General features: G+C 57.6%; 18 protein-coding genes and 1 pseudogene. 6 read left to right on the forward strand and 13 right to left on the reverse strand.

Features of this window, described 5'->3' with window-relative positions; translation table 11 throughout:
* Positions 1-28: 28 nt before the first annotated feature.
* Entirely contained in the window at positions 29-766 is a 738-nt protein-coding gene (locus J5M72_RS00790; protein WP_207863761.1) for a transporter substrate-binding domain-containing protein, read from the reverse strand.
* 256 nt (positions 767-1,022) lie between these two features.
* Between J5M72_RS00790 and J5M72_RS00795 the strand changes: the two genes are divergently transcribed.
* The gene (locus tag J5M72_RS00795; protein ID WP_169432252.1) at positions 1,023-1,475 is read left to right on the forward strand and encodes a GNAT family N-acetyltransferase; all 453 of its coding nucleotides are present in this window, start codon (positions 1,023-1,025) and stop codon (positions 1,473-1,475) included.
* A gap of 115 nt (positions 1,476-1,590) precedes the next feature.
* Here J5M72_RS00795 and J5M72_RS00800 read toward each other — a convergent pair whose 3' ends face one another.
* From J5M72_RS00800 to J5M72_RS00810, 3 genes are read right to left on the reverse strand one after another with little or no spacing between them, the layout of a single operon-like run.
* Positions 1,591-1,887, reverse strand: coding sequence for a winged helix-turn-helix domain-containing protein (locus tag J5M72_RS00800; protein WP_007894945.1), 297 nt, complete (start codon positions 1,885-1,887; stop codon positions 1,591-1,593).
* Positions 1,888-1,912: 25 nt separating this feature from the next.
* On the reverse strand, positions 1,913-2,404 hold the full coding sequence (locus J5M72_RS00805) for a M48 family metallopeptidase (RefSeq protein ID WP_114886018.1): 492 nt from the start codon (positions 2,402-2,404) through the stop codon (positions 1,913-1,915).
* Between the two features lie 40 nt (positions 2,405-2,444).
* The gene (locus J5M72_RS00810) at positions 2,445-4,568 is read right to left on the reverse strand and encodes an EAL domain-containing protein (RefSeq protein WP_169432253.1); all 2,124 of its coding nucleotides are present in this window, start codon (positions 4,566-4,568) and stop codon (positions 2,445-2,447) included.
* A gap of 332 nt (positions 4,569-4,900) precedes the next feature.
* Between J5M72_RS00810 and J5M72_RS00815 the strand changes: the two genes are divergently transcribed.
* The 3 genes from J5M72_RS00815 to J5M72_RS00825 all read left to right on the forward strand — a co-directional run bounded on the left by J5M72_RS00815 (position 4,901) and on the right by J5M72_RS00825 (position 7,248).
* The gene (locus J5M72_RS00815) at positions 4,901-5,569 is read left to right on the forward strand and encodes a polysaccharide lyase family 7 protein (protein WP_207863762.1); all 669 of its coding nucleotides are present in this window, start codon (positions 4,901-4,903) and stop codon (positions 5,567-5,569) included.
* A 414-nt stretch (positions 5,570-5,983) separates the two neighbouring features.
* Positions 5,984-6,343, forward strand: coding sequence for a hypothetical protein (locus J5M72_RS00820; RefSeq protein WP_207863763.1), 360 nt, complete (start codon positions 5,984-5,986; stop codon positions 6,341-6,343).
* A gap of 374 nt (positions 6,344-6,717) precedes the next feature.
* Entirely contained in the window at positions 6,718-7,248 is a 531-nt protein-coding gene (locus J5M72_RS00825) for a hypothetical protein (RefSeq protein WP_207863764.1), read from the forward strand.
* Between the two features lie 308 nt (positions 7,249-7,556).
* Here the strand turns inward: J5M72_RS00825 and J5M72_RS00830 are convergent, their stop codons facing one another.
* The 3 genes and pseudogenes from J5M72_RS00830 to J5M72_RS00840 all read right to left on the reverse strand — a co-directional run.
* Positions 7,557-7,997, reverse strand: a complete 441-nt coding sequence (locus J5M72_RS00830) for a hypothetical protein (protein ID WP_207863765.1) — start codon at positions 7,995-7,997, stop codon at positions 7,557-7,559.
* Between the two features lie 111 nt (positions 7,998-8,108).
* Positions 8,109-8,381 (reverse strand): hypothetical protein, encoded by a 273-nt coding sequence (locus tag J5M72_RS00835; protein ID WP_207863766.1) that lies wholly within the window; start codon positions 8,379-8,381, stop codon positions 8,109-8,111.
* 19 nt (positions 8,382-8,400) lie between these two features.
* A pseudogene (locus tag J5M72_RS00840) lies at positions 8,401-8,793 on the reverse strand (class II fructose-bisphosphate aldolase); the annotation flags it as partial.
* Positions 8,794-8,911: 118 nt separating this feature from the next.
* Between J5M72_RS00840 and J5M72_RS00845 the strand changes: the two are divergent.
* Both J5M72_RS00845 and J5M72_RS00850 read left to right on the forward strand, forming a co-directional pair.
* Positions 8,912-9,163 (forward strand): helix-turn-helix domain-containing protein, encoded by a 252-nt coding sequence (locus J5M72_RS00845; protein ID WP_039767977.1) that lies wholly within the window; start codon positions 8,912-8,914, stop codon positions 9,161-9,163.
* Positions 9,160-10,359, forward strand: coding sequence for a type II toxin-antitoxin system HipA family toxin (locus J5M72_RS00850; RefSeq protein WP_207863767.1), 1,200 nt, complete (start codon positions 9,160-9,162; stop codon positions 10,357-10,359). Before J5M72_RS00845 ends, J5M72_RS00850 begins: the two co-directional genes overlap by 4 nt.
* A gap of 80 nt (positions 10,360-10,439) precedes the next feature.
* Here J5M72_RS00850 and fba read toward each other — a convergent pair whose 3' ends face one another.
* The 6 genes from fba to tkt form a co-directional block, all read right to left on the reverse strand.
* Positions 10,440-11,504, reverse strand: coding sequence for a class II fructose-bisphosphate aldolase (fba, locus tag J5M72_RS00855; protein WP_007959708.1), 1,065 nt, complete (start codon positions 11,502-11,504; stop codon positions 10,440-10,442).
* Between the two features lie 125 nt (positions 11,505-11,629).
* Complete coding sequence (locus tag J5M72_RS00860) at positions 11,630-11,962, reverse strand: MliC family protein (protein ID WP_207863768.1); 333 nt, start codon at positions 11,960-11,962, stop codon at positions 11,630-11,632.
* Positions 11,963-12,018: 56 nt separating this feature from the next.
* Positions 12,019-12,240, reverse strand: a complete 222-nt coding sequence (locus J5M72_RS00865; RefSeq protein WP_169432262.1) for a hypothetical protein — start codon at positions 12,238-12,240, stop codon at positions 12,019-12,021.
* A gap of 34 nt (positions 12,241-12,274) precedes the next feature.
* Positions 12,275-13,438 (reverse strand): phosphoglycerate kinase, encoded by a 1,164-nt coding sequence (locus J5M72_RS00870; protein WP_169432263.1) that lies wholly within the window; start codon positions 13,436-13,438, stop codon positions 12,275-12,277.
* A gap of 12 nt (positions 13,439-13,450) precedes the next feature.
* On the reverse strand, positions 13,451-14,503 hold the full coding sequence (gene epd, locus J5M72_RS00875) for an erythrose-4-phosphate dehydrogenase (RefSeq protein WP_207863769.1): 1,053 nt from the start codon (positions 14,501-14,503) through the stop codon (positions 13,451-13,453).
* A 176-nt stretch (positions 14,504-14,679) separates the two neighbouring features.
* On the reverse strand, positions 14,680-16,677 hold the full coding sequence (gene tkt / locus J5M72_RS00880) for a transketolase (protein WP_169432265.1): 1,998 nt from the start codon (positions 16,675-16,677) through the stop codon (positions 14,680-14,682).
* Positions 16,678-16,742: the final 65 nt, after the last annotated feature.

The raw sequence follows: 16,742 nt of genomic DNA on the forward strand, positions 1-16,742 counted from the left end.
CCAGTTCGTGCACTAAAAATCTTTCAGGCTACATCCCGTGCTGCCTGAGCAGCTTGTCATAGCTGCCATCTGCCTTCATCGATGCAATCGCCTTGTCGAACCCGGCCACGATCTGTTCGTGCTCCGGGTTCTTCAGGCTGACCAGAATGTGCAGGCTGTTTTCGCTCAGCGGCTTGGGCAGAAATTCCACCGCGTTGCGCACTTTCGGTGATTCACGGGCCAGGTAATAACGGGCGACGTATTCATCTTCCAGGGTCAGCTTGACCCGATCCGCCGCCAGCATGCGCACGGCCATGGCGAAGTTATGCACAGGGACTTTCTGCAACGCGGTGTCGGCATCGAACGACGCCGAATAGGCATAACCGCGCACCACCGCAATCGGATAGGTGTGCAGTTCCTGCAGGTTGTTGTATTCGATGGGCGTGTCTTTGCGTTTGAGAAAACGCACGCGGTTGAGCAGGTACTCGTCAGAAAACTGCCCCAGCTTCCTGCGCTCGTCGTTGTACCAGGCGTTGACCAGCACGTCGTAACGCCCCTCGCCAACCCCGAGCAGCGCCCGCGCCCACGGCACCTGTTCGTAATCGCTGGCATAGCCGGCCCGGGCCAGGGCCGTGCTGACGATGTCTGTGGCCAGCCCACCGTTGACCAGCGTGTCATCGGTAAAGGGCGGCCAGACGTCGAACACCAGACGCAGTTTCTCCGCTGCAGCACTTTGAGCCAGCAACAGCAATCCGATCAAAGCGAACGCTCGATGCAATCGCGGCATGCTTGAAAATCCTTAGCGGGCGGGCTGCCCGGCGTGTTTTCAGTCAAAACCCCAAGGCCCCTTACCGGCGAATCCCAGGCCCTAACATTAGCTCATTGAAGCCATTGCACAGCGCTTCCCAGCAGATTACACAAAGATGTCGATGCCGCCAGAAGGGAATGATGGCATTTTGGCCTTTGTCACAGATTTCTCAGCCATACAGACATATTTCGACGCTGCGCTTAGTATCGGGCGACGTAGTTCAAGGAATCGGAAGATGACAATCGAGTGGGTCTGCAAACATCACAGCGATCTGGGACTGGAGCAGTTGTACGCCATTTTGAAATTGCGCTCGGAGGTGTTCGTGGTCGAACAGCGCTGCGCGTATCTGGATCCGGACGGTCAGGATCTGGACGGCGACACCTGCCATTTGATGGGTTGGGAAGGTGATCAGTTGGTGGCGTACCTGCGCCTGCTGGACCCGGAATCCCAGGGTGGCGACGTGGTGATCGGCCGCGTACTGACAGCGCCGGCCGGGCGTGGCAAGGGGTTGGGCCATCAAATGATGGAACAGGCGCTGAAACAGGCCGAGAAGCGTTGGCCTGAAGTGCCGATCTATCTGTCGGCCCAGGCGCATTTGCAGGGGTATTACGGTCGGTACGGGTTTGTCGTGGCGGGTGAGGAGTATCTGGAGGATGACATTCCGCACATCGGGATGCGGCGTTCCTGAAGTCCCCATCGCGAGCAGGCTCGCTCCCACATTTGATTGCATTCCGACTGAAAGAATCGTGTCTTTTGTGGGAGCGAGCCTGCTCGCGATGGCGCCAGCCAAAGCACTGCAAGACTTAGGGATACTCAAGCACCGCTTTTATCTGCCGCAAATTCCGCTCGATCCACCCCCGGTCAATCGCCCCCCACTCGCGAATCCGATAGCGCCCCGCATGATTGCGTGCGCCCTCTTCCTGTTCGAACTCGCAGACAATGTCCAGATCCGCCAGCGCCGCAATGGTGTCCTGCGCCGTGCGCCGGGGCATGCCGGTGACCTCGGTCAGCGCCGGCACGCTGCTGGCCAGGCCGCTGTCGATCAGGTACGCCACGTACAAGCGCCGGTAGAAACTGCTCTTGGTCTTGCTCACGTCCATGCATGCACTCCGTTTTTTTGATTTTTTATTGCATGTCCCGCCACGTCAGGTACACCCGCAGATCGAACTCGATCTGGTGATAGCCCGGCAGCATGTGCTCACATAATTTATAGAACGCCTTGTTGTGATCCGACTCCTTGAAGTGCGCCAGTTCGTGCACGACGATCATCTTCAAAAACTCAGGCGCGGCCTCCTTGAACAGCGAGGCGATACGAATCTCTTTCTTGGCCTTGAGCTTGCCGCCCTGCACCCGCGAGACCGTGGTGTGCAGGCCGAGGGCGCGGTGGGTCAGGTCGAGGCGGTTGTCGAACAGGACCTTGTCGATGGCAGGGGCGTTGCGCAGGTATTCCTGTTTCAGGTCCAGCGCGTAGCCGTACAAGGCTTTGTCGCTCTGCACATCGTGGCGGCCCGGATAGCGTTGGCTCAGGTAATCACCGAGGCGATCCTCGGCAATCAATTGGCGCACCTGATCCTGCAATTGCGCGGGATAGGCCTGGAGGTATTTCAACGCAGTCATGGGCGGCACGGGTCATGAAAAGGCCGCCAGTGTAGCGAATTCAACCGGCCAGCGCGCTCCAGTCGAAGGGCTCGGCAAAGCGCGTGGCGTCCTCGGCGACCAACGGCCGCGCCACCAGGAATCCTTGCACGTATTCGCAACCATGGGCTTGCAGCCATTGGTATTGCTCGATGGTTTCAACGCCTTCGGCAATCACCAGCAACCCGTACTCCTTGCTCAGCGCAATGACGTTGCGTACCAGCGAAGCGTCCCGGGTCGAGTGGGGCAATCGGGCGATCAAGTGGCGATCGAGCTTGAGCGTATCCAGCTCCAGATCCCGCAAATGCGAAACCGAACAGGAGCCGGAGCCGAAATCGTCCAGCGCCACCCGCACCCCGAGATTGCGCAGCAACTTCAGCTGCTTGCGGGTCTCGTCAGGATTGACCGTCAGCGCCTCTTCGGTCACTTCCACTTCCATCTGGCGTGGCTGCAATCCATGGCGTTCCAGCACCTGACGCAATTCGGTCACCAGATTCGGCAGGCCGAACTGGGTGTTGCTCAGGCTGACGCCGATGACCAGATCCTTGGAGAATTCAGCCTCCCAGGCCTTACGTTGTCCGGCACTGCGATGATAGATCCAGCTGCCGAGCCGGCTGATCAGCGTCGCCTCTTCCAGCAACGGCAGGAACAGCCCCGGCGGCACATCGCCGACACTCGGATGCTGCCAGCGCAGCAACGCCTCGAAACCGCGAATTCTGCCGTCACCCACCGCCACCTGCGGTTGATAGACCAGATTGAAATCACGGTTCTCGATAGCGGTTCGCACACTCTCTTCCAGCATCAGCCGCGAGCGGGCGCGGCCGTTCATTTCGTGATCGTAGAAGCGATATTGCTGACGCCCGGCGCGCTTGGCTTCGTACATGGCGATGTCCGAAGCACGCATCAAGCCGTCGAGGTTGTTGCCGCAGTCCGGATACGTGGCGATGCCAATGCTCGCACCCAGAGCGATATCCAGCCCTTCAATCTGCTGACAGATCGACACCCGCTCGATGAGTTTCTCGGCAATCTTCGCCGCCTGCTCGGGAAACTCCAGATCCAGCAGCGCGGTGAACTCATCGCCGCCCATCCGGGCCAGAATATCGAACGGCCGCAGGCAGGCTTTCAATTGTTCGGAGACCCAGCGCAACACTCGGTCCCCGGCATCATGGCCGAGGGAATCGTTAACCCTTTTGAAGCCGTCGAGATCGAGGTACATCAGCACCCAACTGCTGTCCGTGCGTTCGCCGCGCAGCAGCAGGTTTTCCACGGTCTGGTAGAAACCCCGGCGGTTGAGCAACCCGGTCAGCGGATCGGTGACGGCCTGGAATTCGAGCTGTTGATGCAGATGACGCACCACCGACATGTCCAGCACCGTCACCACCATCGCGTGCTGTTCACTCGGCAGCGGCGCGCAGGACAGGGCCACAGGCACTTGCTGGCCCGGCGCGGTGCGCAGCAAGGCGTCGTGTAAACGCAGCGTCTCACCGCGTTTGTAACTGGCGTAGAACTCGGAATCGGCCCACAGCGGAATGTGCGGTTTCTGCAGGAAATCGAGAAACTCCTGCCCTTCCAGCTCCTTCACCGGCGCATTGAGCAACCGGGAAATCGCCGGGTTGGCGAAACGGATCAAACCATCCTCGGCCAGCACCAGAATGCCTTCGGCGGCGTTATCCAGCACCGACGCATTGAAGGCCCGCGCCGATTCCAGATCCTGGCTCAGGCGCTGCAACGCCCGGCGGTTGCGCTGGTGCTCCAGCAACGCCTGGACCTTGGGCTTTAGAATCTGTGGGTCGAAGGGTTTGAACAGGTAATCCACCGCACCGCTGGCATAGCCCTTGATCACGGCGTCCTGGGACTGTTCGTTGGCGGTGAGGAATATGATCGGCGTCAGCCGCGTGCGCTGGCTGCCACGCATCAGGCGTGCGACTTCGAAACCGTCCATGCCCGGCATCTGTACATCCAGCAGCACCAGATCGACGTCGTGTTCGAGCAACAGGCTGAGGGCTTCGAAGCCGGAAGCCGCGGTCATGACCTGCCAGTCCTGGCGCTGCAGCAACGCGCGCATGCTGATCAGATTTTCAGGGTAATCATCAACGATCAAAAGGACTGAGCTGCCTTCACCTGGCGTGGGTTGCGCGCATTCCATGCTGCTTCTCTTGTCGGGACATCCAATCGGGACGCGGCCGGTTCTCGTGAAAACCGTACAGTTACTGAGCCTTCACTCTAGTCCTGGATCCGAAAAAGCAGTAGCTGTCATCAGGCCATCATTTAACCAAACCGGTGAGTAGCCGACTAACGGTCATCGCTGCAGCCCCCGAAAACCGGGAAACATGGCATTTCGACAGGATGTTGACGCCAATCATCCGCCAGACGGCCGTTAACAAAAAATCCCTCTACGCTTATAAAGGCCGCCCCCAAGAGGCGCGGGCTAGAGCTTCTGGCACGCGCGTGCAAGAGAAATAGAGTGGAAGAACCGACATGATCGACCTCGCAACCTGGAACCTCAGCGTTCCCGTTGGCAGCCCGCCCTACACCGTCGAAACCTCCAAACTGGTGAACGGCTTCAAGGATCAGTACTTCCATTCCGACACCGGCACCCTGTTCTTCTGGTCCCCGGTGACCGGCTCGAAAACCGAAAACGCCATCTACCCGCGCACCGAACTGCGCGAGACCTACAGCAATGGAACGCTGCGCAACTGGTATTACCCCGACGCCGACAACCTGCTGCGCGCGACCCTTTCGGTCAACAAGGTGCCCAGCTCGGGCAAGATCGTCATCGGGCAGATTCATGCGTATGAAAGTCAGAAACCGCTGGTGAAGCTTGAGTATCAGTACAAGAGCAACCTGGACTCCGGCAACCTGGTGATCAAGGTGCGGATGCATCCGGATGATGACGAAAGCCGGGTGATTACCCTGGCGACCGGAATCAAACTCGATCGCGAGTTCAATTACCTGATTCACCTGAGCCCCGGTGGTGCACTGGGTATCAGTGCGGCGGGGTATCAGTGGGATTCGCAGATCAGCGCGACCTGGCGCAACAAGCCGCTGTATTTCAAGGCGGGCGTGTACGTGCAGGACAACACCGGGTACACCAGCGAGGGTGGGCAGGTGACGTTCTCAAAACTGGACATTGACCACGACAAATAACCTGTAGGAGCTGCGGTGCGTCGATTCGACTTGCTAGCGATGGCGCCAGTAGCAGCTCCTGCATTAAACGGTCATGTTTAAACCAGCCCGGCGTAACTTCCCGAAGCCTACAACGTCTTGCGTCGCTGCCTACCGGTACGCCAGAATCCGCCGGCTTGTGCGCCTGGAGGGCCGTCGGTAACTTGATTCGGGTCACTGATTCGCAGTGATCGGGTTTAGTAGCCTGTGGTTTCAAGCTTGGTGCATAAGCATCTGTCAGTCAGGAATTTCAATTCCTGCACTCGATGGCGACTGTGCGCAGGGCACCCTCGGGTGCGCCGGCTTGCTCGAAACCCCGGTCTACTAACCTGCGTACAGTTGCCTCCACTTTGATTAGTAGCCAGAGCGGGGGCACTCCAATCAGGTTTCGAGCAAATGACTAAATCAACGCCTCATCCGCCAGAATCCGATCTGGCCTCCCCCTACGATTCCCTCGACCCCAAAAAACTCAACGAAGCCGCCGAACGCGCCCTCGACCACTACCTCTGCCCCGGCGCCCGCATCATGGCCACGGCCAATGAACCCGACCGCATGTACTTCGCCAACCCCGCCTACAGCACCGAATCCCTGCTGGTCAACGCCAGCGAAACCCTCGGCTGCGCCAGCGAAATGCTCAACAACTTCGCCGCAATACTGCCGGCATCCCACCGCAAAACCGCGCTGGGTATCGCGCAAGTGGTGATGCTCGGGGAACTGGCGGTGAATCAGGCGCTGGATCATGTTGAGCCAAAGTAATACGTGCAAAGGGCGACTTCATTGAGTCGCCCCCTTCATAACACTCAGCCATTTCTCGTGCATCTGCGCCCTAAACTTTATCTCTTCAAAAAAATAAATCCGTCACCTTTTCCAAGTCTTGAGGAACCCGGAGACTTATTCGAATGACTCCATGTTTCTGAATATCGGCTCCGCCGACTCACGTCTCCTGAAACCTTGCGTAAATCCAAGCGGACATATCCGACATTTTTTACGCATATAACCACATCATCAAAAAACGACCTAAGCAATTCAATAAAAATATAAAAAACTGTCAAAAGTAACAGGTTGTTAATTTTTAATAGGGCGGTAGCATCTCTTCTCCGCATGAAAACCTCATTTCTCTGGAGAATAAAATGAGCAGCAATGTACTCTTAAAAAAATACTATTTTGAAGGTGATCCTATAGCGTTCATGAAAGGCAAAATGACTGCCGAAGGCAGAATCAAGGCAATTAAAAGCTATACATTCATATTTCAGGAAGCATCCGGCGGCGAGGAGGAGATCGGTATCAGTTCACTCATTGAAATTGTTGATACATCCCCCAGCCTTAGTCGATTCGAACGTAATGGAAAACAGTATTATGTGAGGGAATTCCAGCCACTGCTGGGAGGAGAAGCCATTATTAAGCCTGCATTACAAAAATGGCCCGTTCAACGATCCGAAATCATTCCGCAAGCAAGATTTAAATGTGACTGTATCGTCCACTACCAAAGGCCAGACCCAAACTCGTTTCCGCCTATGAGCGATCCAAATTGTGTATTCCCCTCTGAACGCCCGAACTATTCACGACCAGCGATAGTTCTTGATCTATTAGCTCGTCCTATGTACGAGGATGAATTTTTTGATTTAAAACTATCCAAGGTCAGCTACATACCTGTAAGCTAGACCATAAAATGAAAGGGGACAGATTTATTTATCTGCTGATCGATTAAATTAATCTGCCCCGTTTTACTTTAGTTTCAACTCAACCGATAAACATCAACTACCGGCGGTGCCGACTGGCTTTCGCTTCATTCCTGAGCCGACGGAGTCATTCAGCGCCACTACCCGCCCCGTATGGAAAAAGGGGACAGATTTATTTCCCGCAGAAATAAAAAAATAAATCTGTCACCTTTTTTGCATTTCTCCGACGGATCTCCTGCAAACCCAAGAATCCATAATCCTGGGGTTCCACTTCTACCGCTCTCGCTCACTCAGGTGATCACATAAGTATTGAGGAAACTCACGGCAGTATTTCGAGTTGGAAGCGTTGTAATCTGTGGAGACGGAGAAGGTGGCGTTGGAATTGCTCCACCATATTGAACGGCCTCTAGATCGTACGTCCCCGGTGTGATACCGCGAGCGGTCAGTACGTTCACACTTATTTCACCTCTAATGAATACTCCTTGCTGCTTTCGTAAAGCCCAGAAAATAGAGTAATCATCGAGTGTATACGTCAATACAAGGACAGGAAAAGGAATGTTGACATCCACCAAATAGAACTCCAGCACATCACCAACCCTCGTGCAGTCTGGCAACAGATATTGAATTTGAAAGTACTGCTGACCAACAGGCCCCGCATTCTGAGTTATTTTAGGCGCGACACTTCTCATCCTTGGAAAGGGGTAAGCATTAAAGTCAAAAGCGACCATCATTAATACGCCAGGAGGCGACAATGGTGTATTCAAGAAAAAAGGGGACAGATTTATTTATCTGCTGTTCGATTAATTTAATCTGCCCCTCTAATTTGAAGGGGGCGGATTTATTTATTGATTAACAGGAGGATGTCTTCGTTGCAGCTTACCCATCGGGTCCAACCAGTCCGCCAAGGATTTGATATCTATCAAAACATATAAATCCGTCCCCATTTTTGAAAAAAGTGGCAGCTGCGCAGACGATGAAAATGTCACCCATATCGGGCTTATCGCCAAGCGAATCTTCATTTTGTCCGTTATAGGTGACATTTCACCCAGCAGAAATATGAGTTCGCCATAAAAATTCAGGCAAAAAAAAACCGCCTCACGGCGGGTTTCTTTCAAATCAGCTCAACACCCAGTCTCAATTGACCTTGGCGTTCAACTCACCCTTCAGATAACGCTGATACATGCTTTCCAGCGAGATCGGCTTGATCTTCGAAGCGTTGCCGGCAGTACCGAAAGCTTCGTAGCGAGCGATACATACATCGCGCATCGCCTTGACGGTTTCGCCGAAGAATTTACGTGGGTCGAATTCGCTCGGATTGGTGGCCATCAGACGACGCATGGCGCCAGTGGATGCCAGACGCAGGTCGGTGTCGATGTTGACCTTGCGCACGCCGTGCTTGATGCCTTCGACGATTTCTTCAACCGGTACGCCGTAGGTTTCTTTGATGTCGCCGCCGTACTGGTTAATGATCGCCAGCCACTCTTGTGGCACCGACGAGGAACCGTGCATCACCAGGTGGGTGTTCGGGAATTTGAATTGCCTTGATGCGATCATTGCCACACGTCTGCGGTAGGCCTACGAAACACCACCTTCCACAATGTTGTGCTAACGTAACATTCATATATTTATGTTCCGGTAGCAGCACATGGATTATTTTTTGTTGATCGCTCGCCTTGGCGACCAGTTGCGCGAAAAGCGTATTCGCCGAGGCCTGACCCAAGCTCAGCTTGCCGACCTCGCAGGGCTGACACGATACAAGGTCATCGCCGTAGAAAAAGGCACCCTTTCTGTCGGCATGATCGCCTATGCGCGTGTCCTCGGTGCACTGGATTGCGAACTCGCTGTCGTCCCAGCCGCAATGCCAACCCTTGAGGAGCTTGGGGATTTATTCGAATGAAAATGACCTCTCTCAAAGTCAGTACGCCTGAGGGGCATAGTGGCAGGCTTTTCAGCGATGGCGAGGACTTCACGTTCCGTTATCACGACGATGCATTGCCAGATGTGGCTATCAGCCTGTCGATGCCTGTGCGGCATGACGAGTTTCGCCGACGCGAGCTCCACCCTGTTTTTCAGATGAACCTGCCGGAAGGCTACGTGCTGGAGCAACTGCGTAATCGCCTGGCCAAGACCGTGAATGTCGACCCGATGCTGTTGCTGGCGCTCTCCGGTAGCACCTCTCCCATTGGCAGGGTTCAAGTGCGCTCTGAAACGGTTGATGCCTTGCTGGAAGAACAACAATTTCCAGGAGAAAAACTTGAGGAGATTCTGACGTGGGACGGCACGGAAGATATTTTCGCCGGCCTGATGGATCGCTACATTCTGCGAGCAGGCATTTCGGGTGTTCAGCCAAAATTGCTGGTTCCGGAACAACAGGAAGCCGCGTTACCCCGCGTGACCTCGAAAACCTCGGACTTGATTATCAAAAGTGGCCGAGACGAATTTCCCGGTCTGGCAGTCAACGAATTCCTTTGTATGTCCATGGCGAAAGAAGCGGGTATTCCCGTTCCGCCGTTTTACATTTCCGATAATGCCAAGCTGTTCGTCATGCGCCGCTTTGACCGCAACGATCAGCTCAACCCGATCGGTTTTGAAGACATGGCGGTGTTGATGGGGTTGTCGGCCAGCCAGAAGTACAGCAAAAGCTATGCGGCAATTGCCAAGGCCATCCGTGTGTACTGCCCGGCCGAGCATGTACGCGCATCACTTGATCAACTTTTCGATAGCGTTGCCTTGAGCTGCATTGTCGGGAATGGCGACGCTCATTTGAAAAACTTTGGATTGCTTTACTCCGAACCCACTCAGCGCGACGCGCGCCTGGCGCCGGCTTATGACATCGTCAACACCACGGCTTATATTCCGGAGGATGTGCTGGCTCTGGATCTGGCGGGCAACAAGTCGATGTTTGCCTCGCGACAGGGATTGCTGGAGTTTGCCCACACCTGTGAGATCGAGCAGCCGAGGGCGCGCATTCAGCGATTGCTTGCCTCGGTTGAAGCGGTACTTGCGCGCTATCCACAATATCGGGAACAGGCGCCTCATGTGGTCAGTGCCATTGAGCGAGCAGCAGCGCCGTTTACTCTGACTTTTGGATAGCCTCATGACCCGAGGATATCGTCGCTCATAAAAAATCCGCCTCTCGGCGGATTTTTATTCAGTCAGCTAAATACCCAGTCTCAATTGACCTTGGCGTTCAACTCACCCTTCAGATAACGCTGATACATGCTTTCCAGCGAGATCGGCTTGATCTTCGAAGCGTTGCCGGCAGTACCGAAAGCTTCGTAGCGAGCGATACATACATCGCGCATGGCCTTGACGGTTTCGCCGAAGAACTTACGAGGGTCGAATTCGCTCGGGTTGGTGGCCATCAGGCGACGCATGGCGCCGGTGGATGCCAGGCGCAGGTCGGTGTCGATGTTGACCTTGCGCACGCCGTGCTTGATGCCTTCGACGATTTCTTCAACCGGTACGCCGTAGGTTTCTTTGATGTCGCCGCCGTACTGGTTGATGATCGCCAGCCACTCTTGTGGTACCGACGAGGAACCGTGCATCACCAGGTGGGTGTTCGGGATGCGTTTGTGGATTTCCTTGATGCGGTCGATGGCCAGCACGTCGCCGGTAGGCGGCTTGGTGAACTTGTAGGCGCCGTGGCTGGTGCCGATGGCGATGGCCAGGGCGTCGACCTGAGTCTTCTTGACGAAGTCAGCGGCTTCTTCCGGGTCGGTCAGCATCTGGCTGTGGTCCAGAACGCCTTCGGCGCCGATGCCGTCTTCTTCACCGGCCATGCCGGTTTCCAGCGAACCCAGGCAGCCCAGCTCGCCTTCTACCGAAACGCCGCAGGCGTGAGCCATGGCGACGGTTTGTTGGGTCACGCGGACGTTGTATTCGTAGTCGGTCGGGGTCTTGCCGTCTTCGCCGAGGGAGCCGTCCATCATCACCGAGCTGAAGCCCAGTTGGATCGAGCGCTGGCAGACGTCAGGGCTGGTGCCGTGGTCCTGGTGCATGCACACCGGGATGTGCGGGAACTCTTCGATCGCCGCCAGGATCAGGTGACGCAGGAACGGGGCGCCGGCGTATTTGCGGGCACCGGCCGAAGCCTGAACGATCACCGGGGAGTCAGTCTTGTCAGCGGCTTCCATGATGGCGCGCATCTGCTCAAGGTTGTTGACGTTGAAGGCTGGAACGCCGTAGCCGAACTCGGCTGCGTGGTCCAGCATCTGGCGCATGCTGATAAGTGCCATTGTGTGTGTCTCTCCCGGTTTGGGTCGTTAATCGTGCCAGCCTGCCGGAGCGGCGGCGGCTATTCAAGTGATTGCAGATCGGGGGTTGAGGCCCGGCCTGGTGATTCGATAAAGCAGATTCTGTTTTATTCGGCTTTGCAGCCCCGGCCGATCAGATCATTGGTAGCGACCCAGTAGACCAGGCCTTCATTACCTTTGATGTGAAACGCCAGCATGTCGTCGCTGTACAACGCGCCCGAGGCACCCGGCTCTTCTTTCAGGTGATAGACCTGATCGCCACCGCCCAGTCGCACATCGACTTCCTTCTGGCCGGCGTCGGTGAAGCGCCACAGCACCTTGGCCTGGCTGTCGCAGGTCCAGGTAGTCCAGTTATCCACAGGGGCGGACGACTGGAACGGGTTCCACTGCGCGCAACCACCCAACAATCCCAGTGCCGCAACGGCGATCAGGCCTTTCATCCGTGTTCCTCGACCGGCAGCGCACGCCGCCGGACTTGAGTAAAGAGTCAGACCGGTCAAGGACAACCATGTTCCTTGGCCGGGGTTTGCGTCTCGTACTTGTCCAGGCCTTCCGGCCCCGAGCGCTTGTTCAGCACCGGGTTGGTTTCGGCCTGCCAGTCGGCCTGGTAGCAGCCTTTCTGTGCCTCGCCCGGTGCCGGTGTCGCCTCGGCCTTCGGGTTACTCCCGCAGGCCGCCAACGTACCGGTCAGCAACAACAGCGCTAACGACTTGACCATCTGAACACTCCTTTGCCTGGCCAATCGGGCGGCCTCAGGCCTTGGCCCGGCTTTCCAGGACTTCAACGGCCGGCAGCACCTTGCCTTCGACGAATTCGAGGAACGCGCCACCGCCGGTGGAAATGTAGGAGATCTTTTCAGCCACGCCATATTTATCGATGGCCGCCAGGGTGTCGCCACCGCCGGCAATCGAGAACGCCGCGCTTTCGGCGATGGCTTCGGCCAGCACTTTGGTGCCGTTGCCGAACTGGTCGAATTCGAACACGCCGACCGGACCGTTCCACAGGATGGTTTTCGACGACTTCAGCAGTTCAGCGAAGTTGGCCGCGGTTTGCGGGCCGATGTCGAGGATCATGTCGTCGGCAGCAACGTCAGCGATCAGCTTCACGGTCGCTTCGGCGCTTTCAGCGAATTCCTTGGCAACTACCACGTCCACCGGCAGCGGCACGCTGACCTTGGCGGCGATGGCGCGCGCGGTGTCCAGCAGATCCGGCTCGTAGAGGGACTTGCCGACCGGGTGACCGGCCGCCGCGAGGAAGGTGTTGGCGATGCCGCCGCCGACGATCAGTTGATCGCAGATCTGGCTGAGGCTGTTCAGGACGTCGAGTTTGGTCGAGACCTTGGAACCGGCAACGATGGCCGCCATCGGCTTGGCCGGTGCGCCCAGGGCTTTGCCCAGTGCTTCGAGCTCAGCAGCCAGCAGCGGGCCGGCAGCGGCGACTTTGGCGAACTTCGCAACGCCGTGGGTCGAACCTTCAGCACGGTGAGCGGTGCCGAAAGCGTCCATCACGAACACGTCGCACAGGGCGGCGTATTGCTGGGCCAGTTCGTCGGCGTTCTTTTTCTCGCCCTTGTTGAAGCGCACGTTTTCGAACAGCACGATGTCGCCGGCCTTGACGTCAACGCCGCCCAGGTAGTCGGCCACCAGCGGCACTTCGCGGCCCAGGGCCTTGCTCAGGTAGTCGGCGACTGGCTTGAGGCTGTTCTCGGCGGAGAACTCGCCTTCGGTCGGACGCCCCAGGTGCGAGCAGACCATCACGGCCGCGCCTTTTTCCAGGGCCAGCTTGATGGTCGGCAGCGAAGCCAGGATACGCGCATCGCTGGTGACAACACCGTCCTTGACTGGGACGTTGAGGTCTTCGCGGATCAATACGCGCTTACCTTGCAGATCGAGGTCGGACATCTTCAACACGGTCATGGGTCGCACTTCCTACGGTTTTTTTGAAGTCGCTGTCTGCAGATAATGCTCTGCAACATCCAGCATTCGGTTGGCAAAACCCCATTCGTTGTCGAACCAGGCCAGGATGTTCACCAGCCGAGGGCCGGAAACGCGGGTCTGACTGGCATCGACGATGGCCGAATGTGGGTCATGATTAAAATCACAGCTAGCATGGGGAAGCTCGGTGTAGGCCAGCAGACCTTTGAGCGGGCCGCTGGTGGCGGCGTCGCGCAGGATCCGGTTGACCTCGCCGGCGTCGGTGTCGCTGGCGGTCTGCATCGTGATGTCGAGGCAGGACACGTTGACCGTCGGCACGCGTACGGCTTTGGCCTGAATTCGCCCGGCAAGTTCCGGCAGCAGGCGCTCGATACCACGCGCCAGACCAGTGGACACCGGGATCACCGACTGAAACGCCGAACGGGTGCGGCGCAGGTCTTCGTGGTGATAGGCGTCGATCACCGGCTGATCGTTCATCGCCGAGTGGATCGTGGTGATCGACACGAATTCCAGGCCGATCGCCTTGTCCAGCAGACGCAACAGCGGCACGCCGCAGTTGGTGGTGCAGGAAGCGTTGGACACCAGCAGTTCGTCGCCGGTCAGGCAATCCTGATTGACGCCGTAGACGATGGTGGCGTCGACATCCGCCTCGCTGGCCATCGGCTGCGAAAACAGCACACGCGGCGCGCCGGCGTCGAGGAAACGCTGGCCGTCTGCGCGGGTGTGCCAGGCGCCGGAGCATTCGAGCACCAGATCGACGCCCAGCGACGCCCAATCGATGCCTTCGGGAGTGGCACTGCGCAGGACCTTCACGCAATTGCCATTGATATGCAGACAATCGCCGTCGACCTTCACTTCGCCGGGGAACCGGCCGTGAGTGGAGTCGAAGCGTGTCAGGTATTCGATGCTGGCCATGTCGGCCAGGTCGTTGATCGCGACAATTTCAAACCCTGCCGCCGAGCCTCGCTCGAACAACGCACGCAAGACGCAACGACCAATCCGGCCGTAGCCGTTGAGTGCAACTTTGTAGAGACGCGGTTGAGGCATGGGGTTCTCGATTACCGTGGTGAATCAGGCAGTGCGATGTTGCCCGAACCACCGCTTTCGCGGGCAAGCCCGCTCCCACAGGTTCTTTGGTGTACACAAAATGTGTGGTCAACCTAAATCACTGTGGGAGCGGGCTTGCCCGCGAAGGCGTCAGTCCAGGCGACACATTTTCTGGATCAGTCTTCCAGCAGCTCTTCAGCCTGACCCAGGATGTTTTCCAGGGTGAAGCCGAACTCTTCGAACAGTGCCGAAGCCGGAGCCGATTCGCCGTAGGTGGTCATGCCGATCACGCGACCTTCCAGACCCACGTACTTGAACCAGAAGTCGGCGTGGGCCGCTTCGATCGCGATACGCGCGCCAACCTGCAACGGCAGGACCGATTGCTTGTAGCTGGCGTCCTGAGCGTCGAACGCGCTGGTGCACGGCATGGAAACCACGCGCACCTTGCGGCCCTGCTCGGTCAGCTTGTCGTAGGCCTGAACGGCCAGACCGACTTCCGAACCGGTGGCGATCAGGATCAGCTCAGGCTCGCCTGCGCAGTCCTTCAACACATAGCCACCACGGCGGATGTCGGCGATCTGGCCGGCATCGCGGGTTTGGTGCTGCAGGTTCTGACGCGAGAAGATCAGCGCCGACGGGCCGTCCTTGCGCTCCAGAGCGTTTTTCCAGGCCACGGCCGATTCAACGGCATCGGCTGGACGCCAGGTGTCGAGGTTCGGCGTGCTGCGCAGGCTGGTCAGTTGCTCGATCGGCTGGTGCGTCGGGCCGTCTTCACCCAGACCGATGGAGTCGTGGGTGTAGACGTGAATCACACGCTGCTTCATCAGCGCGGACATGCGCACTGCGTTGCGGGCGTATTCCATGAACATCAGGAAGGTCGCGCCGTAAGGGACCAGACCGCCGTGCAGGGCAACGCCGTTCATGATGGCGGTCATGCCGAATTCGCGCACGCCGTAGTACATGTAGTTGCCGCTGGCGTCTTCGGCGCTGACGCCTTTGCAGCCTTTCCACAGGGTCAGGTTGGAACCGGCCAGGTCAGCCGAACCGCCCAGCACTTCCGGCAGCAGCGGGCCGAACGCATTCAGGGCGTTCTGGCTGGCTTTACGGCTGGCGATGGTTTCGCCTTTGGCCGCAACTTCGGCGATGTAGGCGTCAGCCTTCTCGGAGAAGTCGGCCGGCAGCTCGCCGCTCAGGCGACGGATCAGCTCGTTGGCTTCGGTCGGGAAAGCGGCGGAGTAGGCAGCGAAACGCTGGTCCCACTCGGCTTCTACAGCGCGGCCTTTTTCCTTCGCATCCCATTCGGCATAGATGTCGGCCGGGATTTCGAACGGGCCGTGGTTCCAGTTCAGCGCCTGACGGGTCAGGGCGATTTCCGCGTCACCCAGCGGGGCGCCGTGGCAATCTTCCTTGCCTTGCTTGTTCGGCGAACCGAAACCGATGGTGGTCTTGCAGCAGATCAGGGTCGGCAGCGGGCTCTTGCGCGCGGTCTCGATGGCGGTCTTGATCTCTTCCGGATCGTGACCGTCGACGTTGCGGATCACTTGCCAGTTGTAGGACTCGAAACGCTTCGGCGTGTCGTCGGTGAACCAGCCTTCGACTTCGCCGTCGATGGAGATGCCGTTGTCATCGTAGAAGGCGATCAGCTTGCCCAGGCCCAGGGTACCGGCCAGGGAAGCGACTTCGTGGGAAATGCCTTCCATCATGCAGCCATCACCCAGGAACACGTAGGTGTGGTGGTCGACGATGTTGTGGCCGGGACGGTTGAACTGCGCCCCCAGTACCTTTTCAGCCAGGGCGAAGCCCACGGCGTTGGCCAGACCCTGACCCAGCGGGCCGGTGGTGGTCTCGACGCCCGGGGTGTAACCGAATTCCGGGTGGCCTGGAGTGCGGCTGTGCAGTTGACGGAATTGTTTCAGGTCGTCGATCGACAGGTCGTAACCGGTCAGGTGCAGCAGCGAGTAGATCAACATCGAACCGTGACCGTTGGACAGCACGAAGCGGTCACGGTCGGCGAACGATGGATTGCTCGGGTTGTGCTTGAGGTAGTCGCGCCAAAGCACTTCGGCGATATCTGCCATACCCATGGGGGCACCGGGATGGCCGCTGTTGGCTTTTTGCACGGCATCCATGCTGAGGGCACGAATGGCGTTGGCACGCTCACGACGGCTAGGCATCGCTGATCTCCTGGGTGTGAATAGATTGAAACGGAAAAAAGGAGGGCATTTTCCCTCACCCGAGC

Source organism: Pseudomonas sp. 58(2021) (assembly GCF_017491585.1).
In the GTDB taxonomy this organism is placed as follows: domain Bacteria; phylum Pseudomonadota; class Gammaproteobacteria; order Pseudomonadales; family Pseudomonadaceae; genus Aquipseudomonas; species Aquipseudomonas fluorescens_BT.